The organism is Pseudomonas sp. B22129 (genome assembly GCF_044218875.1).
Taxonomy (GTDB): domain Bacteria; phylum Pseudomonadota; class Gammaproteobacteria; order Pseudomonadales; family Pseudomonadaceae; genus Aquipseudomonas.
Map to the genome: position 1 here is coordinate 4,626,413 of NZ_CP162592.1, position 15,191 is coordinate 4,641,603.

The 15,191-nt window shown below is 60.8% G+C and carries 17 protein-coding genes; 4 read left to right on the top strand and 13 right to left on the bottom strand.

Annotated features, from left to right (window positions below):
- Positions 1–5: 5 nt before the first annotated feature.
- The 8 genes from AB4P94_RS21440 to AB4P94_RS21475 form a co-directional block, all read right to left on the bottom strand.
- On the bottom strand, positions 6–353 hold the full coding sequence (locus tag AB4P94_RS21440) for an SLOG family protein (RefSeq protein ID WP_395607329.1): 348 nt from the start codon (positions 351–353) through the stop codon (positions 6–8).
- Between the two features lie 64 nt (positions 354–417).
- Entirely contained in the window at positions 418–3,132 is a 2,715-nt protein-coding gene (gene mgtA, locus AB4P94_RS21445; protein WP_395607330.1) for a magnesium-translocating P-type ATPase, read from the bottom strand.
- 234 nt (positions 3,133–3,366) lie between these two features.
- Complete coding sequence (locus AB4P94_RS21450; RefSeq protein WP_395607331.1) at positions 3,367–3,660, bottom strand: hypothetical protein; 294 nt, start codon at positions 3,658–3,660, stop codon at positions 3,367–3,369.
- Positions 3,661–3,980: 320 nt separating this feature from the next.
- Positions 3,981–4,592 (bottom strand): LysE family transporter, encoded by a 612-nt coding sequence (locus AB4P94_RS21455; RefSeq protein ID WP_395607332.1) that lies wholly within the window; start codon positions 4,590–4,592, stop codon positions 3,981–3,983.
- 48 nt (positions 4,593–4,640) lie between these two features.
- On the bottom strand, positions 4,641–5,327 hold the full coding sequence (gene arsH / locus AB4P94_RS21460) for an arsenical resistance protein ArsH (RefSeq protein ID WP_395607333.1): 687 nt from the start codon (positions 5,325–5,327) through the stop codon (positions 4,641–4,643).
- 12 nt (positions 5,328–5,339) lie between these two features.
- A complete protein-coding gene (locus tag AB4P94_RS21465) occupies positions 5,340–5,810 on the bottom strand; it encodes an arsenate reductase ArsC (protein ID WP_395607334.1) in 471 nt (156 codons plus the stop codon).
- Positions 5,811–5,823: 13 nt separating this feature from the next.
- Positions 5,824–7,107 carry an arsenic transporter gene (locus tag AB4P94_RS21470; protein ID WP_395607335.1) on the bottom strand — a complete coding sequence of 428 codons (1,284 nt, stop codon included), beginning with the start codon at positions 7,105–7,107 and terminating at the stop codon, positions 5,824–5,826.
- Positions 7,108–7,126: 19 nt separating this feature from the next.
- The gene (locus AB4P94_RS21475; protein ID WP_395611372.1) at positions 7,127–7,483 is read right to left on the bottom strand and encodes a metalloregulator ArsR/SmtB family transcription factor; all 357 of its coding nucleotides are present in this window, start codon (positions 7,481–7,483) and stop codon (positions 7,127–7,129) included.
- Between the two features lie 178 nt (positions 7,484–7,661).
- On the opposite strand from AB4P94_RS21475, the gene AB4P94_RS21480 reads away from it, so the two are divergent.
- The 4 genes from AB4P94_RS21480 to AB4P94_RS21495 all read left to right on the top strand — a co-directional run bounded on the left by AB4P94_RS21480 (position 7,662) and on the right by AB4P94_RS21495 (position 9,479).
- Positions 7,662–7,877, top strand: a complete 216-nt coding sequence (locus AB4P94_RS21480) for a hypothetical protein (RefSeq protein WP_395607336.1) — start codon at positions 7,662–7,664, stop codon at positions 7,875–7,877.
- 71 nt (positions 7,878–7,948) lie between these two features.
- Positions 7,949–8,644, top strand: a complete 696-nt coding sequence (locus AB4P94_RS21485; protein WP_395607337.1) for an AzlC family ABC transporter permease — start codon at positions 7,949–7,951, stop codon at positions 8,642–8,644.
- Positions 8,641–8,952 (top strand): AzlD domain-containing protein, encoded by a 312-nt coding sequence (locus AB4P94_RS21490; RefSeq protein WP_395607338.1) that lies wholly within the window; start codon positions 8,641–8,643, stop codon positions 8,950–8,952. Before AB4P94_RS21485 ends, AB4P94_RS21490 begins: the two co-directional genes overlap by 4 nt.
- A 173-nt stretch (positions 8,953–9,125) precedes the next feature.
- The gene (locus tag AB4P94_RS21495) at positions 9,126–9,479 is read left to right on the top strand and encodes a hypothetical protein (RefSeq protein ID WP_395607339.1); all 354 of its coding nucleotides are present in this window, start codon (positions 9,126–9,128) and stop codon (positions 9,477–9,479) included.
- Positions 9,480–9,618: 139 nt separating this feature from the next.
- Here AB4P94_RS21495 and AB4P94_RS21500 read toward each other — a convergent pair whose 3' ends face one another.
- The 5 genes from AB4P94_RS21500 to modA all read right to left on the bottom strand — a co-directional run bounded on the left by AB4P94_RS21500 (position 9,619) and on the right by modA (position 15,026).
- Entirely contained in the window at positions 9,619–11,253 is a 1,635-nt protein-coding gene (locus AB4P94_RS21500; protein ID WP_395607340.1) for an ABC-F family ATP-binding cassette domain-containing protein, read from the bottom strand.
- A 124-nt stretch (positions 11,254–11,377) separates the two neighbouring features.
- Complete coding sequence (locus tag AB4P94_RS21505) at positions 11,378–12,415, bottom strand: DNA topoisomerase IB (RefSeq protein WP_395607341.1); 1,038 nt, start codon at positions 12,413–12,415, stop codon at positions 11,378–11,380.
- A gap of 77 nt (positions 12,416–12,492) precedes the next feature.
- The gene (modC, locus tag AB4P94_RS21510) at positions 12,493–13,572 is read right to left on the bottom strand and encodes a molybdenum ABC transporter ATP-binding protein (RefSeq protein ID WP_395607342.1); all 1,080 of its coding nucleotides are present in this window, start codon (positions 13,570–13,572) and stop codon (positions 12,493–12,495) included.
- A 5-nt stretch (positions 13,573–13,577) separates the two neighbouring features.
- Positions 13,578–14,258: a molybdate ABC transporter permease subunit gene (gene modB / locus AB4P94_RS21515; protein ID WP_033902954.1), complete on the bottom strand. Its 681-nt coding sequence runs from the start codon at positions 14,256–14,258 to the stop codon at positions 13,578–13,580.
- Positions 14,259–15,026, bottom strand: coding sequence for a molybdate ABC transporter substrate-binding protein (modA, locus tag AB4P94_RS21520; RefSeq protein WP_395607343.1), 768 nt, complete (start codon positions 15,024–15,026; stop codon positions 14,259–14,261).
- Positions 15,027–15,191: the final 165 nt, after the last annotated feature.

The following is a 15,191-nucleotide window of genomic DNA, read 5'->3' on the forward strand; positions in this document are numbered from 1 at the left end:
TGAATTCAGCTTTCTACGGTCAGCACCGAAATGCCGCTGGCTTTGGCCTGGCAGACCAGCTCGGATGTGTCGTCACCACCCGGCAGGGCGATGACCACATCGGGGCGGCTGTCGGCCAGCATGAAATGGTTGCGCTGGCGTTCTGCCTGCTTGCCGTGGCGTTGCCAGTTGGGCGGGTAGCGCACCACGTCGATGCTCATTTCCCGCGCCCATTCCTCGATGTCGCTGCCCAGGAACTGGTTGCCGCCGTGAATCAACACCTGCACGGGACGCAGGCGGTGGTAGGCGTCCAGCACTTGGCGGGACTTTTTGGTGTCGGCGTAATGACGACCTGCACAGATCAGCACGCGCATGGGTCAAATCCTTGTAGTGCACGGTGACGGCCGGGCGACCGCCACCGTTTGAACGGCGGGGGGATCAGTACCACTGCTTGAAGCGGCGGATGTAGATCGTCTTCATCAGTTGGGCCACGCAGCAGTAGCTGAGCAGGGTGCCCACCAGCCACGGGAAGTACGCCAGCGGCAGCGGTTGCAGGCCGACCAGCGTGCCCAACGGCGAGAACGGTACGTAGATGCCCAAACCGATCACCAGGGCAGTCATCATCAACACCGGCCAGGCGGCCGTGCTCTGGAAGAACGGAATCTTGCGGGTGCGCAACATGTGCACCACCAGGGTTTGCGAGAGCAGGCCCTCGATAAACCAGCCGGACTGGAACAGCGTCTGCATTTCCACACTGTTGGCGCTGAACACGTACCACATCAGCGCAAAGGTGGTGATGTCGAAGATCGACGAGGTCGGCCCGATCCAGATCATGAAGCGCCCGATGTTCTTGGCGTCCCACTTGCGCGGCTTGGCCAGGTATTCCTTGTCCATCTTGTCCCATGGCAATGCCAGCTGGGAGATGTCGTACATCAGGTTTTGCAGCAGCAGGTGGATCGACAGCATCGGCAGGAACGGGATGAACGCACTGGCCACCAGCACCGAGAACACGTTGCCGAAGTTGGAGCTGGCGGTCATGTTCAGGTACTTCATGATGTTGCCGAAGGTTTCGCGGCCCTTGAGCACGCCTTCTTCGAGCACCATCAGGCTCTTTTCCAGCAGGATGATGTCGGCCGATTCCTTGGCAATGTCCGTGGCGGTGTCCACCGAGATACCCACGTCGGCATCGCGCAGCGCCGGTGCATCGTTGATGCCGTCACCGAGGAAGCCTACGGTGTGGCCGTTGGCTTGCAGGGCTTTAAGCACGCGGGATTTCTGCAGCGGCGTGAGCTTGGCGAACACCGTGCGTTCTTCCACGCGGCGCATCAGCGTGGCGTCGTCCATGGCCTCGATTTCTACACCCAGCAGTGGCTGGCCGGGCTCCAGGCCGACCTGGCGGCAGATCTTGCTGGTGACCACGGCGTTGTCGCCGGTCAACACTTTTACGGCTACGCCGATTTGTTGCAGTGCAGCAATCGCAGGGCCTGCGGTTTCCTTTGGTGGGTCCAGGAAGGTCAGGAAGCCCTGGATCACCAGGTTGCGCTCATCGGCCGTGGTGTATTGCTGACGGGCGAGTGATTTGGGGATATTGCGTGTGGCGACCACCAGCACGCGGAAGCCGTCCTCGTTGTAGTCGTTGGCCAGGGCCAGCAGCTCGTCACGACGCCGATCATCCAGCGGCACGGCTTCGCCGGCTTCCATCATGTGGGTGGAAATACTCAGCATCTCTTCCACGGCGCCCTTGCACACCAGCAGTTGGTCGCCAGCAGCGTCCTTGACCACAATCGACAGGCGACGGCGTACAAAGTCAAAGGGCAATTCATCGACCTTGCTGTAGGCAAACGGCACTTGGAACTTCGGGTTTTGCTCCGAGAACTGCACCACCGCCTGGTCCATCAGGTTTTTCATGCCGCTCTGGTGATAGCTGTTCAGCCAGGCCAGGGACAGCACCGCATCATCGCGTTGGCCGAGGGCGTTGACGTGGTGTTCGAGGATGATCTTGTCCTGGGTCAGGGTGCCGGTCTTGTCGGTGCACAGCACGTCCATCGAGCCGAAGTTCTGGATCGCGTTGAGGCGCTTGACCACTACTTTGCGCTTGGCCATGGCAGTCGCGCCCTTGGCCAGGTTGGCGCTGACGATCATCGGCAGCATTTCAGGGGTCAGGCCTACGGCAACCGCCAGGGCAAACAGGAAGGCATCTCCCCAGTCGCCTTTGGAGAAGCCGTTGAGCAGGAACACGATCGGCACCATCACCAACATGAAGCGGATCAGCAGCCAACTGACGCTGTTGACGCCACGGTCGAAGGCGGTTTGCACCCGCGAGCCGACAATCGCCTTGGCCAGCGAGCCAAAGTAGGTGCGCGGCCCGGTGGCGACCACCACGGCTTTCGCCCGGCCGCTGACCACGTTGGTGCCCATGAAGCAGATGTTCGGCAAGTCGAGCAGGTTGCCCTGGTCGGCCGCCATGGAAGAGGCGGACTTCTGCGTGACGTCGCCGAGGGTGTCGTACTTCTCCACCGGCAAGGCTTCGCCGGTCAGCACCGCCTGGCTGATAAACAGGTCGCGCGACTCAATCAGGCGGATGTCCGCCGGGATCATGTCACCGGCCGACAGCTGCACGATGTCGCCGGCCACCAGCTCACGCATCGGCACTTCGCGCAGGGTCGGCTGGCCGCCGACTTGCTCGCGGCGCAGCACGGTGGCGGTGGTGCGTACCATGGCTTTAAGCGCTTCGGCGGATTTGGCCGAGCGGTGTTCCTGCCAGAAACGCAGCAGGCTGCTGAGCAGCACCATGGTCATGATGATGATGACTTTGGTCGGGTCAGCGTCTTCGCCTGCTTGCACCGGCAGCCAGCAATCGGTGACAAAGCTGATGCCGGCGAGGGTCAGTAGTACATAGATGAAGGGGTTGTTCAGCGCCTGCAGGAACTGGACGATGGCGTGAGGCGGCTTGTCGTGGGCCACTTCGTTGTAACCTTCGCGTACCAGGCGCGCCGAGGCGTCCAGTTCGGTCAAGCCGTCCTGGGTGGCCCGCACGTTGGCGAGGGTGGCCGACAGGCCGTTCTGGGCTTCACGGGCGGCACGCATCGACAGTTTGGTGTCGGTGTCGGTGCCATTTTTTTTGTGCAGTGGCGTGTTTTTTACGGCGCTCATTGTCTGTACTCCTGTCGCCAATTCTCGACAAAACATACCCGGTACTTACCTGAATACAGGCGAGCGAAAGCATGCCGAGCCGCGGACTTCGCGATCGGTTTAAATAAGTAATCACATAACTTCTACAGTGCCCGCTGCTGACGCGTTAATTAACTAGCGCGCAGCGGGCTACTACTGGACTTGTTCATAAAGAACTCCAGGATATTCATTGGGAAGTTGCTGTTTCCAGCGGGTTTAGGCAGCCCGGGCGTTCACGTACAAGGCGAACATCAGGCTGGCTTGAGCCAGCATGGAAACGTTCGGTCTCTGCGGGTCTTGAGGGTCGGCGTGGTCCCAGTGTTGCAGCAACTGGCCGCTGTCAGGGCAGACACGCCAGTGCGCCAGCGGGGGAGCCGGGCGCACGTGGAGGGAAGGTGCAGCAAAAGGCGAACGGGCAGGGGAAAAGCCTGCGGGCTCACGGCACAGCTTGGCGCGCAAGGCTGCGGCCAGTGTACGGATATCGGGCAAAGCAAGGATTTGAAGGGTCATAACACACCTCGGGACCGGACGGGCGTCCGGCGAGGCAGTTACGGTGGAGCATCAAGCTCTAGCGCAGCTTACCGGACCGGGGAGGCGAGTCCTGTCATATTCTGGGTTTGGCGCCCGATGCCCGCAAACGCGGTGCTCGGACAGCGACTAGATACTGTGTCCATTGGCTTCTTTTGTGAGGTTTAAAAAAGGCCCCAGTTGCGGGCAGGGGCAATCTACTCAGGCCGTTACAAAATGTCAACGCATGATTAATTAAAATCACCGGTGTTCAGAGTTTATTCAGACAAGCTGCATGAATAAGTTGTCGGCGATATATAACTTCATATCCCCTGAGCGGCCAGAACAGCGAGATATAACAAGACCACTCCACAGGTGCCGTAGCTGATGCGCTGCCACACGGGTGAAGCGTTCTTGCGCAACAGATTGACCAAGGCTGCGATCAGGAAACAGGACAACACCGACGCCAGCATGAAGCCCGCGAAAAACATCAGGGTTTGCCCATGGCTCGGGGTGGCGCCGACGATGCCGGACAAGGCGCTGCCCAGGGCGCCCCAATAAACGATGTTCTTCGGGTTGGCCAGGGAGATCGCTGCGCCGACTGCCAATGCGTTCTGACCGGTGCCCGCTGGCGCATTGTCGGCCTCGGGCAATTGCCAGGCGTCGATCAGGCTGCGCACACCCAGCCAGGCCAGGTACAAGGCACACACAATGGTCAGCGGCACGCGCACCGTATCGTGCTGGATCAGCAGGGCAATGCCGGTAAGGCCGATGACTGCCCAGACCGCATCGCCCACCAGCGAGCCAAATTGCACCAGCAGCGCAGGGGTGAAACCGTGCAGCAAACCCCGACGCAGGGTTTCGGCCAGCACCGCACCGGGTGAGAGGCAAAACACAAAACCGAATACCAGTGCGTAGAAAAAGATCGTCAACATGCCCGCGTCCTTTCGAGAAAGGGCAAGAGCATACGACGACTCAGGTCATCAGATCGACCGTTGATTGACGCGCTCTGACAGTGCGTCCGCGCTTTCCTTGCGCTCCGAATAACGGTCCACCAGATCCGGGCGGTCGCGCAGCAACAAGGTGAACTTGACCAGCTCCTCCATCACATCCACCACACGGTCATACAGCGCCGAAGGCTTCATGCGGTCCCTGTCATCGAACTCCATGAACGCTTTGGGTACCGAGGATTGATTGGGGAGGGTGAACATGCGCATCCAGCGGCCAAGCACGCGCAGTTGATTAACCGTGTTGAACGATTGCGAACCACCGGACACCTGCATCACCGCCAACGTCTTGCCCTGAGTGGGGCGCACTGCGCCCGCGGCCAGTGGCACCCAATCAAGTTGGGCCTTGAACACGGCCGACATCGAGCCATGACGTTCCGGTGAACACCAGACCTGGCCTTCGGACCATTGCATAAGGTCCAACAGCTCCCGAACCTTGGGGTGGTCGGCGGGCGCATCGTCAGGCAAAGGCAGCCCAGAGGGATTGAAAATCCGCGTGTCGGCCCCGAAGTGGCGTAGCAGGCGCGCCGCTTCCTCAACCAGCAGGCGGCTGAAGGAGCGGGGCCGGGTGGAGCCATAAAGCAGCAGGATGCGCGGCGCGTGAGCCGGGCCTGCTGGCAGTGGCGTTATCAGGGTGGTGTCGAGGTTGGGCAGGGTCGTCATTGGGTTCTCAGGTTACAGCTGCGCGATGCGGTCGAGTTCAGCCTTCAGTTCGACAGGGCCGAGGCGGGCAAAGGGCAACGCGAAAAACGCCTGGCAACGGGAGGCGATAATGCCCAGGGTGGTGTTGAACGCAGCGTTGAGCCTTGCTTCGTCGCCCTGAACATCGGAGGGATCTTCCAGCCCCCAATGCGCCTTCAGCGCCGGCCCGAAATACACCGGGCACACTTCGCCGGCGGCCTTGTCACACACGGTAATCACCACGTCCGGCGGGTTACCTTCAAACGCGTCATTCCCCTTGCTGTACAACCCTTCGGTGCTGATACCGGCTTCGCGCAACGTGCTCAGGCTGCGAGGCAAGACCATGCCTTTGGGAAAACTGCCGGAGCTGATCGCCATAAACCCGGGCGGCGCGAGGTGGTTGAACACGGCCTCGGACAAAATGCTGCGGCAACTGTTGGCGGTACACATGAACAGGACTTTCATCAGGCTATTTCCTTCAGAGACTCAGGCGCAGGGCGAGGGCGGCAAGGGTGATCAACAGCACCGGCAAGGTCAGCACGATGCCCACCTTGAAGTAGTAGCCCCACGTGATGGTGATGCCTTTGCGCGCCAGGATGTGCAGCCACAGCAGGGTGGCCAGGCTACCGATAGGGGTGATCTTCGGGCCCAGGTCGCTGCCGATCACGTTGGCGTAGATCATCGCGTCCTTGACCACACCCACCGCATGGCTGGACTCGATGGACAGTGCGCCGATCAAGACCGTCGGCAGGTTGTTCATGACCGATGACAGCAGCGCCGTGAGCACGCCGGTGCCCATCGCCGCGCCCCACACACCATGCGTTGCGAAGGTGTCCAGCCAGGTTGCGAGGTAGGTGGTCAGCCCGGCGTTGCGCAGGCCGTAGACCACCAGGTACATGCCGAGGGAGAACACCACGATCTGCCAAGGGGCTTCTTTGAGCACCTTGCGTGTGGAAATCTTGTGGCCCTTGGCGGCGATCACCAGCAGCAACACGGCGCATGCCGCAGAAATCGCGCTGATGGGAATGCCCAGCGGTTCGAGGGCAAAACAGCCGACCAGCAAGATGCCAAGCACCCACCAGCCGGCGCGGAAGGTGGCGCGATCATGCACGGCGCTGGCCGGGTCTTCCAGGTCGGCGGGGTTGTACGTCCCTGGAATGTCGCGACGGAAAAACCACAACAGCACAGCAAGCGTCGCCGCGACGCTGACGAAGTTTACCGGCACCATGACGGCGGCGTATTCGTTGAAGCCGATCTTGAAATAGTCCGCTGAAACGATGTTCACCAGGTTCGACACCACCAGCGGCAGGCTGGCGGTATCCGCGATGAACCCTGCGCCCATCACAAACGCCAAGGTCGCCGCCGGCGAAAAGCGCAACGCCAACAGCATCGACATCACGATAGGCGTGAGGATCAACGCCGCACCGTCGTTGGCAAACAGCGCCGACACCAATGCGCCCAGCAGCACCATATAGGCAAACAACCGGCGACCGTGCCCCCGGCCCCAGCGCGCCACATGCAGCGCGGTCCAGGCGAAGAAGCCAGCCTCATCCAGCAGCAGGCTGATGATGATCAGCGCCACAAAGGTGCCGGTGGCATTCCAGATGATGTGCCACACCACGGGTATGTCCGTGAAGCTGATCACGCCGGATGCCAGGGCCAGGATCGCGCCCAGGGTTGCACTCCAGCCGACGCCCAAGCCTTTGGGCTGCCAGATCACGAGGACAATGGTGAAGATGAAAATGGCAATCGCGACAAGCATGAATTAACGCTCCGATGGCTCAGCAGCAGGTGCTGGCCCGTTGTGGTCTGTCGCCCATTGCATCAAGACGCTGAGCGTCGCTGTGCAACCATGGCCTGTTGGCTTGTAAGGTGGTTTCCAGCACTTGAGTGACCCAGGCGGGCAGTGCCGGATTCATGCGGTAGTAGATCCATTGACCCTGACGACGATCCAGTAAAAGCCCGCAGGCCCGCAGCTGAGCCAGGTGACGGGATATTTTTGGCTGGCTGTCGTCCAATGCATGGATCAGTTCGCAAACGCAAAGTTCGCCTTCGCGAAGAATCAATAACGCCAGCCGTGCCCGAGTGGCATCGGCCAGGCATTTGAACAGGGTGGGCGGGGAGAAAAGATCGGACATGGCCGAGGCCTTGAAATATATGGAAATACGAATATACGGATATCCAAATATGTAGGTCAAATCCTGAATTCGATTGATGTGGATCAAAACCCGGCAAATCAGCCACAAGTGACTGAAATTAAAATGAAACACGAATGTCCTAAAGTGCCTGCCCATTGCTGAAGAAGGAAGAACCCGCGTGACCCGTGCCACTCGCAACCTGCGCAAGACCCTCGATTCCGTCGCGGACAATAACGAAACCGCGGCGTTTGATTTGATGCGCGCGGTCGAAAAACTCAGCGATGAAGTGCTGCGTCAACGCCTGCTCAACACGATCCACCGGCTTAACCAGGATGCCTACGAGTTGCGCGAAGCGCGTGATGCGGTGGAGCAGGTGTCGGTCAAGCTGGCCTGAGCACGATCGTTCAAGACAAACTTCCCGTGACGCTGGCATGCTTGTCGACTGTCTGTCGATGAGCTGTCTCCATGCCTACTGCCGTCCCTTATCACGCCTTCGCTCGCGGCGCGATTGCCGTCATCCCTTTATCCCTGGCCTGTGCGCCGTGGGGGTTGCTCGCCGGCTCCATGGCCATTGATGCGCAGTTCAGCCCGCTGGAAGCCCAGGGGCTGTCCGCCATCGTATTTGCCGGTGCTGCGCAGTTAGTGGCCATCGGCATGGTCAAGAGCGGCGCCAGCCTGATATCCATTGTGCTGACCACATTGCTGCTGACGTCGCAGCACCTGCTGTACGGCATGCACATGCGCCCGACGCTGTCCTCGCTCAATACCCGCTGGCGCATGAGCCTGGGCTTTTTGCTGACCGATGAGTTCTTCGCCCTGGTCAACCACTACGACCGCGAAACCTTCAACCGCTGGTACGCCCTGGGCGTGGGCCTGACGTTTTATATCGCCTGGAACCTGTTCACACTGGCCGGCATTGTGCTCGGCAAAAGCATTCCCGGCCTTGACCAGTTGGGGCTGGAGTTTTCCATCGCGGCCACCTTTATTGCCTTGATCACGCCGGTGGTGCGCGACGTGCCCACGGTGGTGTGTGTCGCGGTGTCCTTGCTGTTTTCGGTGTGGCTGAGTTACCTGCACTGGGAATCGGCGGTGGTGGTGTCGGGTGTGTTGGGCATGAGCGCAGGCTATGCCTGCAAGCGGTTGGGGGTAGGCCAACAATGATTTACATCATGATTGTGACCATGGGTCTGGTGGTGTTTTTCAACCGCTACCTGTTTATCGAGCCACGTCTGCCGGTGCGCCTGAACCGTGGCGCGCGGGAGTTTCTCGGCTTTGCGGTGCCGGGCATGCTCACGGCGATTTGCGGGCCGATCATCTTTCTGGCTGATCACACACTGAACCTGAGCCCTGCCAACCCGTACTTGCTGGCGGGTATCAGCGCGGTGGCCTTGATGTTCTGGACGCGCAGCGTATTGATCACCGTTTTGCTGAGCATGGCGCTGTTCTATCTGTTTCGCTGGTGGCTTTGAAACGCAGGCGAAAAAAAGCCCGCGGGAGAGCGGGCAGAAGGGAGACTTCTTAAAAATGAGCCTGCCGACTATAGGCGCCGTGGCCTGGCGTCACAGTGAAAGAAAGTTCATGCATGCGCCAGCCGACGCCCCAGCGGTGGTAGAGTCGCGTTTTTTTCCAAGGAAGTAATGGCATGCGAAAGGTAGTCATTGGCGCGTTGGTCCTGGCAGCACTGACTGGTTGCGCGGGCTCGAAGATGAAAGAAGCACGCGCAGGCACGCCGTACAAAACCCTCGCCTCGGACAAGGCGCCGTTGGTGGTTGCGCAGTGCATCCAGTTCGGCTGGCAGGATGAAGCGGTGTTTGGCGTGGATGCCGGCGGCTTCAAGGAACCGCTCGAAGGCAGCGGTTTTACGGTGTACACCACCGGTGGTGACTACTTCGCCGACGTGCGCAGCGCGGGCGCTGGCTCAACCGTCAAGTACTACGCGGCCGAAGACACGATGCCGGCCAAGCGTCGCCAAGCGGCATTGGCGACCTGCCTGTAATCCTTTGCCTGGGTAAAATTCGGAAAAGCCCGGCGGGACAGCCGCCGGACATTGGCTTATCATTCTTTCGCTCGCTCGAGGTGATGGCTCTTTACCGGTACACGGACGTCGAGGCCGGATCGTCGGGCGAGCAACCCTCTCAACTCCCCACATTTTCCGTCGGCGCCAGGCGCCAGCCTTCAGCGTGCCAGTCCAACGTGTGGGTAGGCTTGATGGCCTGCAGGAATGCTTCGTCATGGGAAACCACAACGATTGCTCCGGTAAAGCCGCGCAACGCTTGCTCAAATGCCAGCACCGACTCCAGGTCCAGATGGTTGGTCGGCTCATCAAGCAACACCATCTGCGCCGGCACCTGGCGCCACAGCGCAACGGCCATCGCCGCCTTCAAGCGTTCACCACCACTCAATTGGCCCGCGGGCCGGGTTACGTGCAGTGCATCCAGTTGCAGCAAGGCCAGGCGCGTACGCAGTTCGGCTTCGGCCAGCGGTGTGCCCAGCAGGTTGAGCTGTTCGACGAGGGAGCGCCGGCCATCCAGTAAGGCCAGGCGTTGATCGAGATAGGCACTCGGCACCCGCACCGAGCACTCCCCGCTGATAGCGTGCCATTGCCCGGCGAGCAATTTGAGCAGTGTGGACTTGCCGCAACCGTTCGGGCCGCGCACGGCAATACGCACTGGCCCCATCACATTCAGCGTGACATAGCTCGACGGGGCCAAAGGATCCAGCCAGGGCAGTTGCGCTTTTTCCAGGTTTATGACCTGCCGCCCCCTGGGCACTGCCGAAGCGGGCAGGGCCAGCAGGGTCGGCGTTTCATCCATCACGTGTTCATAGGCTTGGCGCACCTGGGCGTCGAGGTGTTTTTTGTGCGCGTGGTGGGCGCTGCGCACCGTGCTGACGATTTGCGTGGCAGCGCCTTTCCAGCGCGCCTTGGTAAACCGGTCGACGTTCGCGGTTTCAGCGTGTTTGCGCGAGTGGGCAGCACTGCGTTGCAGGCTGTCGTGGTCGCTCTGCAGGCGCCGGCGTTCGCGGCTGCGCTCCAGGCGCGCGCGTTCCAACGCTGCGACGGCAGCGTGTTGCTCGGTGTCACGCTGATGGCGATAGGCTGTGTAGTTGCCGCCATACACACGGGCGCCGAGGGGCGACAGTTCAATGATGCGCTCCATCGTGTTCAGCAACTGCCGGTCATGGCTGACCACGACCAGCCCGCCGCGCCACCTCTTCAGTTGCCCCAGCAGCCAATCACGCCCGGCGTTGTCGAGGTGGTTGGTGGGTTCATCCAGAACCAGCAACTGCGGCGGTGCCAGCAGCGCGCCGATCACTGCGACCCGCGCCAGTTGGCCGCCGCTGAGTTGATTCGCCGTGGTGGCGGCCGTGAGTTCTTGCAAGCCTGCCGCATCCAGAGCGGTGCGCAGGTGCTTGGCCAAGTCCCAGCGATCGCCGATCCGTTCAAAATCATCGTCCTCAAGGCGATCAAGGGCAGCCAACACGGCGGCAGTGCCGGTGATGTCTGCCACGGTGTCTCCCGGTTGCAAGGCCAAATCCTGAGGGACGTAAGCCACGCTCGCCGAACACTTCAGCGTGCCGGAGGAGGGCGCCAGGCGCCCGGCAATCAATTGCGCCAGGACGCTTTTGCCGCACCCGTTGCGGCCGACAATGCCGGTGGGTGCGTGGTCAATCGAAAAAGTCAGGTCTTCAAGCAAGGTATCGCCATCGGCGAACTGGAAAGCCAGGTGTTGCAGGGAAACGAGTACGGGCAGCCGGTTGACGTCAGTCATCAGCACCTCCAAACAAATGTCGAACAGGCCAACAAGCGCGCCAGGCGGCTCGTTGCAGGTACATTTTGGAAGGCTTAGGTGTTCACGTCGGCGGTCATCCCGTGAGTCAGAAGGGAGGCAAAGGTTAACTCGCCCTGGCGTGCTTGGGCAAGTCGGCGGCCAGTTGCTCCAGAAACATCGCCAGCGCGACTTCTTCAGCTTTCAGACCTTTGCGAACGCGAGGCTTGGGCAGTTTGGACAACTCGCCAAGGCTGAAATGCTCCAACACTGCGGGGTGGATATAGCACTTGCGGCACACCGCCGGGGTGTTGCCCAGTTGTTTGGCCACATCCTTGACCATTGCCACCACATGGCGTTTGGCGTCCGATTCGGGTTGCCATTCCAGTTCGCGCAACACGGCCAATGCCATGGCGGTGCCGGCCCAGGTGCGGTAGTCCTTGGCGGTGAAGTCGGCGCCGGTGAGGCTGTGCAGGTAAGCGTTGACGTCGGAAGAACTCACTGTGTGCCGCTCGCCGTCTTCGTCCAGGTACTGGAACAGGTTCTGCCCCGGCAGTTCCAGGCAGCGTTTGACCACCGTGGCCAGGCGCCGGTCCTTGACGGTGATTTGATGCTCCACGCCACTCTTGCCGCGAAACTGGAACTTGATCGCGCTGCCTTTGACGTCGACATGCCGCGTGCGCAAGGTGGTCAACCCATAGGATTTGTTATCGCGGGCGTACTGCGTATTACCGACGCGGATCAGTGTGGCGTCGAGCAGCATCACCACCGTGGCCAGCACTTTGTCGCGGGTGAAACCGGGCTCGGCAATCTGCGCTTCCAGCTGTTTGCGCAGCGCGGGTAAAGCGTTACCGAACGCTTGCAGGCGCGCGTATTTATCGGTGTCGCGCACTTCGCGCCAGCGCGCGTGGTAGCGGTACTGCTTGCGGCCCCGTGCATCAAGGCCGGTGGCTTGCAAATGACCGTGCGCGTCAGCGCAGATCCACACATCGGTATAGGCCGGCGGCACCGCGAGGGCGTTCAGCCGCTGGACGGTGTCGGCATCGGTGATGCGCTTGCCCTCGGGGTCGAAGTACTGGAACTTGCCGCGCAGCCGTTTGCGGCTGATGCCGGGCTGGGTATCGTCAACGTAATGCAGGTCACGGGGCAGCGCAGAGTCAGGCATTTGGCGAATTCCTTGACAACAAATCAGGCCGGTCTATCTGATTGACCGCAGCCATTTGCGGTCGTGCCAAAAGGTTTCTACGCCAGCACGGCCACCGCCTTGATCTGCGCCCACAGCCTCTGGCCGGGGTGCAGTTGCAACTGGTCACGGGAGAACCGCGTGATGCGTGCCAGCAACGGCGTGCCGCCGGCGTCAAGGCGCACCAGTACATGGGCGTTGTTGTCCGCCGAAATCTCCTGAGTGACTGTCACCGGCAAGCGGTTGAGGATGCTGCTGTGTTCTTCACCCTGCAGGCTGAGGCTCACATCCCGCGCCTGAATCTTCACGCGCAATTGTTTGCCCAGCGCCAGCGGCGCATGGGCCACGCGGATCTGCAGCGGGCAGCCCGGCAGTTGCAGGGTCAGCAGTTGATAGTGCTCATCGTAGGCACTCACGCTGCCATTGATCACCACCCCGGCGTCGTCGCCCAAGGCCATCGGCAGGTCGAGCCGCGCCAGGGTTTCACCGATGGGGCCGCTGGCCAAGGCCTTGCCGTCGCTGAGCAGCACGATGTGGTCGGCCAACCGCGCGACTTCGTCCTGGGCATGGCTGACATAAAGCACCGGAATGTCCAGCTCGTCGTGCAGGCGTTCCAGGTACGGCAGGATCTCGCCTTTACGCTTGCTGTCCAGCGCCGCCAACGGCTCGTCCATCAGCAACAGTTTCGGGCTGGTCAGCAGTGCGCGGGCGATGCCGATGCGCTGGCGCTCGCCGCCGGACAAGTGCTGCGGATGGCGCTCAAGCAGGTGGCCGATGCCCAGCAGCTCGGTGGCTTGGGCCATGTCCACCCGGCGTTGCTGGCGCGGGATGCGTTTGAGGCCGAACTCCAGATTGGCACGCACCGACAGATGAGGAAACAGGCTTGCTTCCTGAAACACATAGCCCAGCGCGCGTTTATGCGGCGGCACAAACAGCCCATTGCGGCTGTCCTGCCAGACGTCATCGTTGATCTGGATAAACCCGTCTTCGGCTTGTTCCAGCCCTGCAATACAACGCAGGCAGGTGGTTTTGCCGGAGCCTGAATGCCCATAAAGCGCCGTCACACCTCGGCCGGGCAAATGCAGGTCCACGTCCAGCGCAAAGCCGGAATAGTTCAGCTGCAGGCGTACATCAATCATCGCAATCAGCTCCAGCCCATTTTGGTTTTACGGCTGGAGTAGAGCGCCAGCAATACAAGGAACGCGAACACCACCATGGAACCGGCCAGCCAGTGAGCCTGGGCATATTCCATGGCTTCGACGTGGTCGTAGATCTGCACCGAGACCACGCGGGTTTTGTCCGGGATGTTGCCGCCGATCATCAGCACCACGCCGAACTCACCGACGGTGTGGGCGAAGCCAAGGATTGACGCCGTGATAAAACCCGGGCGGGCCAGGGGCAGGATCACGGTAAAGAAGGTGTCCCACGGATTGGCGCGCAGGGTGGCGGCGACTTCCAGCGGGCGCGTGCCAATCGCAGAGAAGGCGTTTTGCAACGGCTGCACCACAAACGGCATGGAATAGATCACCGAGCCAATCACCAGCCCGGCGAAACTGAAGGTCAGGGTGCCCAGGCCCAGCCATTGGGTGAACTGGCCGAAGTAGCCATTAGGGCCCATGGTCAACAACAGGTAGAAGCCAATCACCGTGGGCGGTAGCACCAACGGCAATGCGACGATTGCGCCAATGGGGCCGCGCCACCACGAGCGGGTGCGCGACAGCCACAGGGCAATCGGAGTGCCGATGACCAGCAGGATCACAGTGGTCAGTGACGCCAGTTTGATGGTCAGCCAGATAGCGGAGAAATCGGCACTCGATAGCGGCATTTACAGCTCGTAACCGTAGGATTTGATGACGGCAGCGGCTTTTGGACCTTTCAGGTATTCAACCAGCGCTTTGGCAGCAGCGCTGTCTTTGCCCTTGTTGAGGATCACCGCGTCCTGCTTGATCGGGTCGTGCATGGAGGCTGGAACGATCCACGCCGAGCCGCTGGTGACTTTGCCGTCTTTGTAGATCTGCGACAAGGCCACAAAGCCCAGTTCGGCGTTGCCGGTGGAGACGAACTGATAGGCCTGGGTGATGTTCTGGCCTTCAACCAGTTTGTCCTTGACCTTCTCGGTCAAACCTTCTTTGGCCAGCACTTGCGTGGCGGCGAGGCCGTACGGCGCGGCTTTCGGGTTGGCGATGGAGAGGTGCTTGAAGTCGTTTTTCTTCAGCACGTCGCCTTTGGCATCCACGTAGCCTTCTTTGGCCGACCACAGGGCGAGGGTGCCCACGGCGTAGGTGAAGCGCGAGCCTTTGACGCTGTCGCCTTCGGCTTCAAGTTTTTGCGGGGTGGTGTCGTCGGCGCTCAGGAACACTTCGAACGGCGCGCCGTTTTTGATCTGGGTGTAGAACTGGCCAGTGGCGCCGTAAGCGGCGACCAGCTTGTGGCCGGTGTCTTTTTCGAAGTCGGCGGCAATCGCCTGGATCGGCGCGGTGAAGTTGGCGGCTACGGCGACCTGGACTTCGTCGGCGTGGACGGTTGCGCTGACTGCGAGCGCAATAACGGCGGCTAGGCTTGGAAAAGTCAGGCGTGGGACGCTGAACATCATGAACAACTCCAGTTGGGAAGGAGAGAGGAAGGCCTGTCGTTTTTGGGGTTGGGGCAGGCGGTGTATGTATAGGTATATAGCGAATAAATGGCAAGTGGAATCACTGTCGATGTTTCCGCGCCTCACAGGTCAGTGTGCTGACATTCGTAGCCCGGCCTTTCCTTG

Excerpts from the sequence above, each read along its gene's own strand:
- AB4P94_RS21440 (WP_395607329.1), bottom strand. The coding sequence starts at position 353 with ATGCGCGTGCTGATCTGTGCAGGTCGTCATTACGCCGACACCAAAAAG.
- mgtA (WP_395607330.1), bottom strand. The coding sequence starts at position 3,132 with ATGAGCGCCGTAAAAAACACGCCACTGCACAAAAAAAATGGCACCGAC.
- AB4P94_RS21450 (WP_395607331.1), bottom strand. The coding sequence starts at position 3,660 with ATGACCCTTCAAATCCTTGCTTTGCCCGATATCCGTACACTGGCCGCA.
- AB4P94_RS21455 (WP_395607332.1), bottom strand. The coding sequence starts at position 4,592 with ATGTTGACGATCTTTTTCTACGCACTGGTATTCGGTTTTGTGTTTTGC.
- arsH (WP_395607333.1), bottom strand. The coding sequence starts at position 5,327 with ATGACGACCCTGCCCAACCTCGACACCACCCTGATAACGCCACTGCCA.
- AB4P94_RS21465 (WP_395607334.1), bottom strand. The coding sequence starts at position 5,810 with ATGAAAGTCCTGTTCATGTGTACCGCCAACAGTTGCCGCAGCATTTTG.
- AB4P94_RS21470 (WP_395607335.1), bottom strand. The coding sequence starts at position 7,107 with ATGCTTGTCGCGATTGCCATTTTCATCTTCACCATTGTCCTCGTGATC.
- AB4P94_RS21475 (WP_395611372.1), bottom strand. The coding sequence starts at position 7,483 with ATGTCCGATCTTTTCTCCCCGCCCACCCTGTTCAAATGCCTGGCCGAT.
- AB4P94_RS21485 (WP_395607337.1), top strand. The coding sequence starts at position 7,949 with ATGCCTACTGCCGTCCCTTATCACGCCTTCGCTCGCGGCGCGATTGCC.
- AB4P94_RS21490 (WP_395607338.1), top strand. The coding sequence starts at position 8,641 with ATGATTTACATCATGATTGTGACCATGGGTCTGGTGGTGTTTTTCAAC.
- AB4P94_RS21495 (WP_395607339.1), top strand. The coding sequence starts at position 9,126 with ATGCGAAAGGTAGTCATTGGCGCGTTGGTCCTGGCAGCACTGACTGGT.
- AB4P94_RS21500 (WP_395607340.1), bottom strand. The coding sequence starts at position 11,253 with ATGACTGACGTCAACCGGCTGCCCGTACTCGTTTCCCTGCAACACCTG.
- AB4P94_RS21505 (WP_395607341.1), bottom strand. The coding sequence starts at position 12,415 with ATGCCTGACTCTGCGCTGCCCCGTGACCTGCATTACGTTGACGATACC.
- modC (WP_395607342.1), bottom strand. The coding sequence starts at position 13,572 with ATGATTGATGTACGCCTGCAGCTGAACTATTCCGGCTTTGCGCTGGAC.
- modB (WP_033902954.1), bottom strand. The coding sequence starts at position 14,258 with ATGCCGCTATCGAGTGCCGATTTCTCCGCTATCTGGCTGACCATCAAA.
- modA (WP_395607343.1), bottom strand. The coding sequence starts at position 15,026 with ATGATGTTCAGCGTCCCACGCCTGACTTTTCCAAGCCTAGCCGCCGTT.